Origin of the sequence: uncultured Amaricoccus sp. (assembly GCF_937858865.1) — a bacterium.
Taxonomy (GTDB): Bacteria; Pseudomonadota; Alphaproteobacteria; order Rhodobacterales; family Rhodobacteraceae; genus Amaricoccus.
Genome location: NZ_CALLYO010000259.1, coordinates 1 through 10,405, shown reverse-complemented (window position 1 = coordinate 10,405; position 10,405 = coordinate 1). Strand labels below are relative to the sequence as shown.

Sequence of the window (10,405 nt, the reverse complement as noted above, 5' to 3'; positions counted from 1 at the left end):
CTGCACATCGGCGTCGCTGGCCCGGCGAAGCTGCAGACGCTGCTCAAGTACGCGATGTCCTGCGGCGTCGGCCCGTCGCTGCGCGTGCTGCAGCGGCGCGCCGCCGACCTCACCCGGCTCATGCTGCCCTTCACCCCGGACGAGGTGATCGCCGATCTCGCCGCGCACAAGGCGGCGCATCCCGAGAGCGCCATCGCCGGCGTGCACTTCTTCCCGCTCGGCGGCATCGGCGCCACCACCGACTATGCCGGCGCGCCCGCGCCGGGCGCGGGCCTGACCGGACGGCCGTGACGAGGGCATGAGCCGGGGCATGCGCCGGGCGGCGCTCCTCTTCGATCTCGACGGAACGCTGGTCGACACCGACCCGCTGCACCATGCCGTCTTCGTCGAGATCCTCGCCGAGCGCGGCCGCGAGCTGCCGCTCGAGGAATACCGCGCGCGGATCATGGGCCAGCACAACGACGACGTGCTGGCGGCCTATTTCCCGGGCGAGGACCGCGCCGTCCTCGACCGCAAGGAGGCGATGTTCCGCGAAACCCTCGCCGCCAGCGTCGAGCCGGTCGCCGGCATCCACGCGCTGCTCGACTGGGCCGAGGCGAACGGGCTCGGCACCGCCGTCGTCACCAACGCCCCGCGCGCCAACGCCGAGGCGATGCTCGCCGCCACCGGCCTCGCCCGGCGCCTCGCCACCGTCGTCGTCGGCGACGAATGCGCCCGGCCGAAGCCCGATCCCGCGCCCTACCAGGCGGCGATGGCGGCGCTCGGCGCCACCCCGTCGCGCTCGATCGCCTTCGAGGACTCCCGCTCGGGCATCCGCGCCGCCCGCAGCGCCGGCGCGCATGTCTTCGGCATGGCGAGCAGCCTCACGCCCGGGCAGCTGCTGCAGGCGGGCGCGCACCAGACCATCCGAGATTTCGCCGACCCGGCCCTCTGGGACCGGCTCGCGCAGCTCCGCAGCGAGGTCGCATGACGAGAACGATTGTCGCATCCCGCACGAAGACCGTCATCATCGGCTTCGACCAGCCCTTCTGCGTCATCGGCGAGCGGATCAATCCGACCGGGCGCAAGAAGCTCGCCGCCGAGCTCGAGGCCGGCGACTTCTCCACCGTGGAGCGCGACGCGCTCGAGCAGGCCGCCTGCGGCGCCTCGATGCTCGACGTGAACGCCGGCGTCGTCTACAACTCCAACCCCAACCCGAACGAGACCGAGCCGCCGCTGATGCGCCAGCTGGTCGAGCTGGTGCAGGGCCTCGTCGATCTGCCGCTCTCGATCGACAGCTCGGTGCCCGGTGCGCTGCAGGCCGGGCTGGAGACGGCGCAGGGCCGGCCGCTCGTCAACTCGGTCACCGGCGAGGAGGAGCGGCTCGAGCTGGTGCTGCCGCTGGTGAAGAAGTACGACGTCCCGGTCGTCGCCATCTCCAACGACGACACCGGCATCTCCGAGGACCCCGACGTCCGCTTCGAGGTCGCCCGCAAGATCGTCCGGCGCGCCGCCGACTTCGGCATCCCGGCGCACGACATCGTCGTCGACCCGCTGGTCATGCCGATCGGCGCCATGGCGACGGCGGGCCTGCAGGTCTTCGCCCTCGTCCGGCGCCTCCGCGAGGAGCTCGGCGTCAACACCACCTGCGGCGCCTCCAACATCTCCTTCGGCCTGCCCAACCGGCATGGCATCAACGCCGCCTTCCTGCCGATGGCGATCGCCTCCGGCATGACCTCGGCGATCATGAACCCGACGCGGTCGGCCGAGATGGACGCGATCCGCGCCGCGAACCTGCTCACCAACAACGACCCCTGGGGCGCCGCCTGGATCGCCGCCAACAAGGCGCCGCTGGCCGAGGGCGAGGTCGAGGCCGGCGCCCGCGGCCGCCGCGAGGGCCGCCGCCGCCGCGGGTGACAACGCCCGTCCCCTGGCGCGCCACCGCCGACGGGGTCGAGCTCGCCGTCCGCCTCACCCCGCGCGGCGGCACCGCCCGCATCGAGGGCGTCGCCCTCCGCGACGGCCGGCCCGTCCTCGAGGTCCGCGTCGCCGCCCCGCCGGTCGACGGCGCCGCCAACGCCGCCCTCGTCGCCTTCCTCGCCAAGACGCTCGCCCTGCCGCGCTCGGCCGTCACCCTCGTCGCCGGCGAGCGCGCCCGGATGAAGCGCCTCCACATCCGCGGCGCCGACCCGGAGCGGCTCTCGGCGCTGCTCGCGCCCCGCGGCTGAGCCGCTCTGGCGTTTCCGGCCCGCGGTCGGTCGGATTGTCCCCTTGCCCGCGGCGGGCGGCCGGCTATCACGGGAGCATGACCAAGGCCGAACGCGACCCCCTCGTGATCTTCACCCCGTCCGGCAAGCGCGGCCGCTTCCCGGTCGGGACGCCGGTGCTGACCGCGGCGCGGCAGATCGGCGTCGATCTCGATTCGGTCTGCGGCGGGCGCGGCATCTGCTCCAAGTGCCAGGTCAGCCCGGCCTACGGCGCCTTCCCCAAGCACGGCGTGACCGTCGCCGCCGACGCGCTCTCGCCGGTCAACGCGGTCGAGGAACGTTACGACCGCATCCGCGGCCTCGCGCCGGGCCGCCGCCTCGGCTGCCAGGCGCTGATCCAGGGCGATCTCGTCGTCGACGTCCCGCCCGAGAGCCAGGTCCACCGGCAGGTGGTGCGCAAGCGCGCCGAGGCCCGCGCCATCACCCTCGACCCGGCGACCCGGCTCCACTACGTCGAGGTCGCCGAGCCCGACATGCACGAGCCCTCGGGCGACCTGCAGCGGCTCGAGCGGGCGCTCGCCGAACAGTGGGGCCTCGAAGGCGTCAAGGGCGACCTCCGCACGCTGCAGATGCTGCAGCCCGCGCTGCGCGCCGGGGCATGGAAGGTCACCTGCGCCGTGCACCGCGACGGGCCGGAGCCGCGCATCCTGCACGTCTGGCCGGGCTTCTACGAGGGCGGCATCTACGGCCTCGCCATCGACATCGGCTCGACCACCATCGCCGGCCATCTCTGCGACCTCCAGACCGGCGAGGTCCTCGCCTCGACCGGGATGATGAACCCGCAGATCCGCTTCGGCGAGGACCTGATGAGCCGGGTCAGCTACGCCATGCTGAACCAGGGCGGCGCGCGCGAGCTGACGGGGGCGGTCCGCGCCGCGCTCAACGATCTCGCCGGCCAGGCCGCCACTGACGCCGGCATCGCCCGCGAGCTGATCTTCGAGGCGGTGATCGTCGGCAATCCGATCATGCACCACCTCGTGCTCGGCATCGACCCGACCGAGCTCGGCATGGCGCCCTTCGCGCTCGCCACCGCCGACGCGCTCAACCTCTGGGCCGAGGAGATCGAGCTCCGCCTCCACCCCGACGCGCGCATCTACGTGCTGCCCTGCATCGCCGGCCATGTCGGCGCCGACGCCGCGGCCGTCGCCCTCTCCGAGGCGCCCGACCGCTCGGAGGAGCTGATGCTCGTCGTCGACGTCGGCACCAACGCCGAGATCCTGCTCGGCAACCGCGAGCGGCTGCTCGCCTGCTCCTCGCCGACCGGCCCGGCCTTCGAGGGGGCGCAGATCTCCTCCGGCCAGCGCGCCGCCCCCGGCGCCATCGAGCGGGTCGAGATCGACCCGGTCAGCAAGGAGCCCCGCTTCCGCATCATCGGCGTCGAGGCCTGGTCGGACGAGCCGGACTTTCCCCCCGACGCCCGCGTCACCGGCATCTGCGGCTCGGGCATCATCGAGGCGATCGCCGAGATGCGCACGGCCGGCATCCTCGACGCCTCCGGCCTGATCGGCTCACCCGAGCAGACGGCGACCTCGCGCTGCGTGCCGCAGGGCCGCACCCACGCCTACCGCCTGCACGACGACATCCTGGTGACCCAGGGCGACGTGCGCGCCATCCAGCTCGGCAAGTCGGCGCTCTATGCCGGCGCGCGCCTGCTGATGGACCAGCTCGGCACCGACACCGTCGATCGCATCGTGCTCGCCGGCGCCTTCGGCGCGCACATCTCGCCGCGCCACGCGATGATCCTCGGCATGATCCCCGACTGCGACCTCGCCCGCGTCTCCTCCGCCGGCAACGCCGCCGGCACCGGCGCGCGCATCGCGCTCCTCAACGTCGCCGCCCGCCGCGAGGTCGAGGCGCTCGTCGGCCGCATCCACAAGGTCGAGACGGCGATCGAGCCGCGCTTCCAGGAGCATTTCGTCGCCGCGAACGCCATCCCGCACGCGACCGCCCCCTTCCCGCACCTCGACCCGCTCCCCGCGGTCAGCTTCAACGCCGAACAGGGCCGCCGCCGGCGGGGCAGGGTGGCGGACCGCTCGCCGGACGCGACGGACGCTCCCGCTTGACCTGCTCCCGTCGCCGCCCTATCAGTCTGGGCGTGCGCGGGTGTAGCTCAATGGTAGAGCATTTGCTTCCCAAGCAAGTGACGAGGGTTCGATTCCCTTCACCCGCTCCACGCCCCCGCGTCGCCGGCCGGGATCGCGCCGCGCGCGGCTGAGGCCTCAGCGCAGCCGGAGGGTCTCGACCGCGCCGCCGCCGCCGACGCGGAAGCCGCGCAGGTCCTCGATCGCCTTGGTCGGCAGGAAGACGCCGGCCATCAGGACCCGGGTGCGCGCCGGCCCGACCGCCTCCGGCCCGGGCGGCGGCAGGGCCACGAGCTCGAAGCTCACGATCCCGGCGGAATCGGGCGCGCCGCCGCCGACCGGGCGGAGCATCGCCGCATAGTAGCCCTGGGTCGGCGCCTCGCCCGTCACCCGCAGGACGACCCCGTGCAGTCCCTGCTCGAGATGCGCCTCGCGCAGCGCCACGCTGCGCGGCTCGGGCGGCGGCGTGCCGCGGACGTTGTAGAAGCCGCCGCCCCCGCCCTCGCGGCCGAGGAAGTCCGGCATCTCCATCGAGCAGCCGGCGGCGAGGGCCGCGGCCGCGAGCAGGATGAAGCCGTTACGCAAGGGTCCGCCGCCGGTCATGCCCCTTCGGATAGTCGGTCGCGCCGGGCTTGGGAAGGGGGAAACGCGGGGCCCCACTGGACCAGCGCCGCCCGAAGGCATAGATCGGTGGCATGGCCACCGAACGCTTCGAGGACATCGCCGCCGACTTCGCCTTCCTCGACGAATGGGAGGACCGCTACCGCTACGTGATCGAGCTCGGCCGCGGGATGCCGCCGATGGACGAGGCGCTGAAGGTCCCCGCCACCAAGGTCGACGGCTGCGCCAGCCAGGTCTGGATCCAGCCCCGCCTCGCCGGCGCCGGCAGCGCCGCGCGCTTCGACTTCGAGGGCGATTCGGACGCGCTGATCGTCCGCGGGCTGATCGCCGTGCTGCACGCGCTCTATTCCGGCCTCGGCCCCGAGGCCGTCCTCGCCGTCGACGCCGCGGCCGAGCTCGGCCGGCTCGGGCTCGAGGAGCATCTCTCCTCGCAGCGGTCGAACGGGCTGCGCTCGATGGTGGCGCGCATCCGCGCCATCGCCCAGGGCGCGCTGGAGCGGGCCTGAATGGCGAACCTCCTCGAGACCCTCCTCGCCGAGCGCGACTGGCTGCTCGCCGACGGCGCCACCGGCACCAACCTCTTCGCCATGGGCCTCGAGTCGGGCGAGGCCCCCGAGCTCTGGAACGAGGCCGAGCCCGGCAAGGTGCGCGCCCTCTACGACGGCGCGATCGGCGCCGGCAGCGACCTCTTCCTCACCAACAGCTTCGGCGGCAACGCGAGCCGCCTCGCGCTCCACGCCGCCGCCGACCGGGTGCACGAGCTCAACCGCACCGCCGCCGCGATCGCCCGCGAAGCGGCCGACGCCGCCGGCCGCCCGGTCGTCGTCGCCGGCTCCATGGGCCCGACCGGCGAGATCATGGCGCCGCTCGGGCCGCTCGGCGTCGACGCGGCCGCCGACATCTTCGAGGCGCAGGCGCGCGGCCTCCTCGCCGGCGGCGTCGACCTGCTCTGGGTCGAGACCATTTCCTCGGCCGAGGAGTTCGAGGCCGCCGCCGCCGGCATTGCCCGCACCGGCGCCCCCTGGTGCGGCACGATGAGCTTCGACACCAACGGCCGCACCATGATGGGGCTGACCGCGGCCGACATGGTCGCCCTCGTCGGCCGCCTGCCGCACCCGCCCCTCGCCTTCGGCGCCAACTGCGGGGTAGGGGCCTCCGACCTGCTGCGCACCGTCCTCGGCTTCGCCGCCGCCCGCCCGAGCCTTCCGGTCATCGCCAAGGGCAACGCCGGCATCCCCAAGTTCAAGGACGGCCACATCCACTACGACGGCACGCCGGAGCTGATGGCCGACTATGCCGTCCTCGCCCGCGACTGCGGCGCGCGGATCATCGGCGGCTGCTGCGGCACCACGCCCGCCCACCTCGCGGCGATGCGCGCGGCGCTCGAGAGCACCCCGCGCGGCCCCGCGCCCGACCTCGACACCATCGCGCGGCGGCTCGGCGCCTTCTCCTCCGCCTCCGACGGCTCGGAGGGCGCCCCCGCCGGCCGCGAGCGGCGCCGCCGCCGGTCGTGAGCCTGCGGCGGATCCTCCTCGCGACGCTGCCGGCCCTCGCGCTGGCGCTTCCCGCCGCGGCTGGCCCGGCCGTCGCGGTTCCCGCCCTCGACTTCACCGACTCCTCCGGCGAGGTCCGCGACCAGACCGCCGAGCACGCGGATCGCCTCGCGCTCTTCGCCGGGACGCTGCGCGCCGAGCTCGCCGCCGGCGGGGTGGACGTCGTCGTCCCGGACTGCGCCTGCACGCCGCGCACCACCCCCTTCGCGGCGATGGCGGCCGCGACGCGCGCGGCCGGGGCGGAGCTCCTGCTCGCGGGCGGCATCCACAAGATGAGCACGCTGGTCGGGGCGGTGCGGATCACGCTGCTCGACCTCGCGGCCGACAAGGTGATCTGCGACCGCCGCTTCAGCTACCGCGGCGACAGCGCCGAGGCCTGGACCCGGGCGGCGGAGTTCGCGGCGGCGGACGTGCTGCGCGCGTGCCTCGCCGCGCCGGCGGGCTGACGGCTCACAGCCAGCCGGCGAAGGTGTCCCAGAGCAGCTTCAGGTTCAGCACCACGATCAGGCCGGCGACCGCCCAGGCCAGCGCCGCGACCCCGCGCGGGATGGCGAAGCGGCCCATCTTGCCGCGGTCGGAGACGAACTGCACCAGCGGGATCACCGCGAAGGGGAGCTGCATCGACAGGATCACCTGGCTGAGCACGAGGAGATCCGTCGTCCCGCGCTCGCCGTAGATCCCGGTCACCACCACGACCGGGACGATGGCGATGCCGCGGGTGATCAGCCGCCGCGCCCAGTGCGGCAGGCGCAGGCGCAGGAAGCCCTCCATCACGATCTGGCCGGCCAGGGTCGCCGTCACCGTCGAGTTGAGCCCCGAGGCGAGCAGCGCCACCGCGAAGAGGATCGAGGCGATGCCGAGCCCGAGCAGCGGCGAGAGCAGCTCGTAGGCGCGCTCGATCTCGGCCACGTCGTGGTTGCCGGTGTCGTGGAAGGCGACGGCGGCGACGATCAGGATCGAGGCGTTGACGAAGAGCGCCAGCATGAGCGCGATCGTCGAGTCGGTCACCGCCCACTTGATCGCCTCGCGCCTGCCCTCGTCGGTGCGCGGATAGGCGCGGGTCTGCACGATCGAGGAGTGCAGGTAGAGATTGTGCGGCATCACCGTGGCGCCGATGATCCCCATGGCGATGTAGAGCATGGCCGGGTTGGTCACGATCTCGCGCGAGGGCACGAGCCCGCCCATGACGGCGGCGACCGGGGGCGAGGCGGCGGCGATCTGGATCGCGAAGCAGACGAAGATGATGAGCAGCAGCGCGACGATGAAGGCCTCGAGCGCCCGGAAGCCCTTGGTCATCAGGTAGAGCACGAGGAAGGCGTCGAGCGCGGTGATGATCGCGCCCCACATCAGCGGGATGCCGAAGAGCAGGTTGAGCGCGATCGCCGTGCCGATGACCTCGGCGAGGTCGCAGGCGATGATGGCGAGCTCGCAGATGAACCAGAGCGCATAGGCGACGGGCTTCGGATAGTAGGCGCGGCAGGCCTGGGCGAGATCGCGCCCGGTGACGATGCCGAGCCGCGCCGAGAGCGCCTGCAGCAGGATCGCCATCAGGTTCGACAGCATGATGACGAAGAGGAGCGTGTAGCCGAACTGCGCCCCGCCGGCGATGTCGGTCGCCCAGTTGCCGGGGTCCATGTAGCCGACCGAGACCATGTAGCCCGGGCCCATGAAGGCGAAGAGCTTCATGAACCAGCGGCCGGTCTGCGGCACGCCCACCGAGGCATGCACCTCGGAAAGGCTCGGCCGTTCGCCGGCCGCGGCCTGCGGCATGCCCAGCGGGCGCTCGGGGATCATCGGGATGTCGGACATGGCGGGAACTCGGACCGGTCACGGGGTTATGCGATGCTCGCAATCTGGCGTCCGTCTGGGAAATATGCAATAGGCTATATTGCATTGCCTCGACTGGATGGATGATCGGGTGCAAGGGGTGTGATACTGTTGAGCATGTGCTACGTTCCGCGCACCGCGCCGCCACCCGCGCGGAGAGGCTGAAAGGACAAGGGCTTGGCGCGAACCGATCCCCGCACCGCACGCAGGAAGGCCCGGGGCGAGGCGGCTCCCCCGGCAGCTCCCCCGGGGGCTCCCCCGATCGCTCCCGGGGCGGAGGCGCTGCCCGAGCCCGAGGTGCATTCCGAGGGCTTCCGCCAGATGCGCGCGGCGCTGCGCGGCGCGCTGGTCGAGGATTATCTCGAGCTCATCGCCGACCTGATCGAGGACGGCAACGAGGCGCGCCAGGTCGACATCGCCGCCCGCATGGGGGTGGCGCAGCCGACCGTCGCCAAGATGCTCTCCCGCCTCGCCGCCGACGGCCTCGTCACCCGCAAGCCCTACCGCGGCGTCTTCCTGACCGAGGCGGGCTGGGCGGTCGCCGCCGAGAGCCGCGCGCGCCACCAGACGGTCGAGGCCTTCCTGCGCTCGCTCGGGGTCAGCCCGGAGACGGCGCGCATCGACGCCGAGGGCATCGAGCACCACGTGAGTTCCGAGACCCTCGCGGCCTTCCGCCGCGCGCTCGCCGAGACCGGCTGACGCTCCGCCCGACCCCGCATGTATCCCGCCCTCGTCTCGCTGCTCCTCGGGGCCTTCGCCATCGGCACGACCGAGTTCGTGGTGGCGGGCCTGCTGCCGGCCATCGCCGGCGACCTCGGCGTCAGCATCGCCGACGCCGGCCTCCTCATCACCGGCTACGCCCTCAGCGTCGCCATCTTCGGTCCGGCGCTGGCCGTCGTCGCCGCGCGCTTCCCGCGCAAGCCGGCGCTCCTCGCCGTGGTGGCGCTCTTCGTCCTCGGCCATGTGATCGCGGCCGCCGCGCCCGGCTTCTGGACGCTGATGCTCGGCCGCGCGGTGGCCGCGGCGGCGCACGGCTGCTACTTCGGCCTCGCCATCCTGCTCGGCACCTCGATCGTGCCGCCCGGCCGGCAGGGGATGGCGCTCGCCATCATCGTCGGCGGCATCAACGTCGCCAACATCATCGGCGTGCCGCTCGGCACCGCCGTCGGCACCGCCTGGGGCTGGCGCGCGGCCATCGTCCTCGTCGGGCTCATCGGCGTCCTCGCCTTCGCCGCCATCGCCGCCTTCGTGCCGGTCACCCCGCGCGCCGCGCACACCCAGAGCGGCTTCGCCGCGCAGGTGCAGGCGCTGCGCTCGCCGAAGGTCCTGACCGCCTACCTCCTCATCGTCCTGCACATGCTCGCCTTCTGGACCCTCTCGACCTTCATCGCGCCCTATTTCATCGAGACGGGCGGCATCGCCGAGGCGAGGCTCCCGGCGGTCCTTCTCGTCTTCGGCGTCTTCGGCGGGCTCGGGATCGTCGCCGGCGGCCGCTATGCCGACCGCTACCCGGTCGCCAGCCTGACGCTCAGCTATCCGCTGGTCGCCGCCTGCTTCGCCGTCACCTGGCTCGCCACCCCCTGGTGGTGGCCGATCGGCGTCCTCGCCATCGGCCTCGTCTGGATGATCGGCAGCCTCGCGGTGATCGGGGTGCAGAACCGCATCCTCCAAGGCGCGGCGGCGGCGCCCGAACTCGCCTCCTCGCTCATCTCCGCCGTCTTCAACCTCGGCATCGCCGCCGGCGCCGCCCTCGGCTCGCAGCTCCTCGCCGGCGGCACCCCGGTCGCCGCGCTGCCCCTCGTCTCCTTCCTCTTCGCCCTCGGCGCCAGCCTCGTCGCCTTCGCCGCCACCCGCGCCGACCCGCCGCGGCCGCCGCCCACGCGCCGATCCCGTTAACCTTCATGAAGATCCGGTTAACGCCGAAGAGCATTCCTTTTATTTTTCAATGACTTGACCAAATGGGCACGCGTGCCCACCCCGTGCGCCCGGACCTCAGAAAAGCGCGAGCTGCTCCGGCCCCGTCGCCGGCACCCGGAAGAGGTCGGTGCGCAGCGGCGCCAGGTCCCGGTCGAGCCCG

At 73.2% G+C, this 10,405-nt stretch carries 11 protein-coding genes, 1 tRNA gene and 1 pseudogene; 11 read left to right on the top strand and 2 right to left on the bottom strand.

Annotation, left to right across the window (positions count from 1 at the left end):
• The 6 genes and pseudogenes from Q0112_RS07330 to Q0112_RS07305 all read left to right on the top strand — a co-directional run.
• Positions 1 to 291: pseudogene (locus Q0112_RS07330) on the top strand (methylenetetrahydrofolate reductase); the annotation flags it as partial.
• Between the two features lie 7 nt (positions 292 to 298).
• Positions 299 to 970, top strand: a complete 672-nt coding sequence (locus Q0112_RS07325) for an HAD family phosphatase (protein WP_297973362.1) — start codon at positions 299 to 301, stop codon at positions 968 to 970.
• The gene (locus Q0112_RS07320) at positions 967 to 1,896 is read left to right on the top strand and encodes a methyltetrahydrofolate cobalamin methyltransferase (protein WP_297973360.1); all 930 of its coding nucleotides are present in this window, start codon (positions 967 to 969) and stop codon (positions 1,894 to 1,896) included. The genes Q0112_RS07325 and Q0112_RS07320 overlap by 4 nt, the downstream gene beginning before the upstream one ends.
• Positions 1,893 to 2,207 carry a DUF167 domain-containing protein gene (locus tag Q0112_RS07315; protein WP_297973358.1) on the top strand — a complete coding sequence of 105 codons (315 nt, stop codon included), beginning with the start codon at positions 1,893 to 1,895 and terminating at the stop codon, positions 2,205 to 2,207. The genes Q0112_RS07320 and Q0112_RS07315 overlap by 4 nt, the downstream gene beginning before the upstream one ends.
• Before the next feature lie 77 nt (positions 2,208 to 2,284).
• Positions 2,285 to 4,309: an ASKHA domain-containing protein gene (locus Q0112_RS07310; RefSeq protein WP_297973356.1), complete on the top strand. Its 2,025-nt coding sequence runs from the start codon at positions 2,285 to 2,287 to the stop codon at positions 4,307 to 4,309.
• 36 nt (positions 4,310 to 4,345) lie between these two features.
• Positions 4,346 to 4,419 (top strand) — tRNA-Gly (locus Q0112_RS07305).
• A 46-nt stretch (positions 4,420 to 4,465) separates the two neighbouring features.
• Here Q0112_RS07305 and Q0112_RS07300 read toward each other — a convergent pair.
• Positions 4,466 to 4,930, bottom strand: a complete 465-nt coding sequence (locus tag Q0112_RS07300) for a hypothetical protein (RefSeq protein ID WP_297973354.1) — start codon at positions 4,928 to 4,930, stop codon at positions 4,466 to 4,468.
• Positions 4,931 to 5,022: 92 nt separating this feature from the next.
• Here Q0112_RS07300 and Q0112_RS07295 point away from each other — a divergent pair, with 92 nt between their 5' ends.
• The 3 genes from Q0112_RS07295 to Q0112_RS07285 are packed head-to-tail and all read left to right on the top strand — an operon-like array spanning position 5,023 to position 6,947.
• Positions 5,023 to 5,454 (top strand): SufE family protein, encoded by a 432-nt coding sequence (locus Q0112_RS07295; RefSeq protein ID WP_297973351.1) that lies wholly within the window; start codon positions 5,023 to 5,025, stop codon positions 5,452 to 5,454.
• Complete coding sequence (gene bmt, locus Q0112_RS07290; RefSeq protein WP_297973348.1) at positions 5,455 to 6,462, top strand: betaine--homocysteine S-methyltransferase; 1,008 nt, start codon at positions 5,455 to 5,457, stop codon at positions 6,460 to 6,462.
• Positions 6,459 to 6,947 (top strand): DUF2380 domain-containing protein, encoded by a 489-nt coding sequence (locus Q0112_RS07285; RefSeq protein ID WP_297973345.1) that lies wholly within the window; start codon positions 6,459 to 6,461, stop codon positions 6,945 to 6,947. Before bmt ends, Q0112_RS07285 begins: the two co-directional genes overlap by 4 nt.
• A gap of 4 nt (positions 6,948 to 6,951) precedes the next feature.
• On the opposite strand, the gene Q0112_RS07280 is transcribed toward Q0112_RS07285, so the two are convergent.
• A complete protein-coding gene (locus Q0112_RS07280; RefSeq protein ID WP_297973343.1) occupies positions 6,952 to 8,310 on the bottom strand; it encodes an Nramp family divalent metal transporter in 1,359 nt (452 codons plus the stop codon).
• 300 nt (positions 8,311 to 8,610) lie between these two features.
• Here Q0112_RS07280 and mntR point away from each other — a divergent pair, with 300 nt between their 5' ends.
• Together mntR and Q0112_RS07270 are read left to right on the top strand one after the other, a co-directional pair.
• Positions 8,611 to 9,027: a manganese-binding transcriptional regulator MntR gene (gene mntR, locus Q0112_RS07275; protein WP_297973364.1), complete on the top strand. Its 417-nt coding sequence runs from the start codon at positions 8,611 to 8,613 to the stop codon at positions 9,025 to 9,027.
• Positions 9,028 to 9,045: 18 nt separating this feature from the next.
• A complete protein-coding gene (locus Q0112_RS07270; RefSeq protein WP_297973340.1) occupies positions 9,046 to 10,224 on the top strand; it encodes an MFS transporter in 1,179 nt (392 codons plus the stop codon).
• Positions 10,225 to 10,405: the final 181 nt, after the last annotated feature.

What these genes read in the sequence shown, in the direction of transcription:
- Q0112_RS07325 (WP_297973362.1), top strand. Translation starts at nt 299, where the DNA reads ATGAGCCGGGGCATGCGCCGGGCGGCGCTCCTCTTCGATCTCGACGGA.
- Q0112_RS07320 (WP_297973360.1), top strand. Translation starts at nt 967, where the DNA reads ATGACGAGAACGATTGTCGCATCCCGCACGAAGACCGTCATCATCGGC.
- Q0112_RS07310 (WP_297973356.1), top strand. Translation starts at nt 2,285, where the DNA reads ATGACCAAGGCCGAACGCGACCCCCTCGTGATCTTCACCCCGTCCGGC.
- Q0112_RS07300 (WP_297973354.1), bottom strand. Translation starts at nt 4,930, where the DNA reads ATGACCGGCGGCGGACCCTTGCGTAACGGCTTCATCCTGCTCGCGGCC.
- Q0112_RS07295 (WP_297973351.1), top strand. Translation starts at nt 5,023, where the DNA reads ATGGCCACCGAACGCTTCGAGGACATCGCCGCCGACTTCGCCTTCCTC.
- bmt (WP_297973348.1), top strand. Translation starts at nt 5,455, where the DNA reads ATGGCGAACCTCCTCGAGACCCTCCTCGCCGAGCGCGACTGGCTGCTC.
- Q0112_RS07280 (WP_297973343.1), bottom strand. Translation starts at nt 8,310, where the DNA reads ATGTCCGACATCCCGATGATCCCCGAGCGCCCGCTGGGCATGCCGCAG.
- Q0112_RS07270 (WP_297973340.1), top strand. Translation starts at nt 9,046, where the DNA reads ATGTATCCCGCCCTCGTCTCGCTGCTCCTCGGGGCCTTCGCCATCGGC.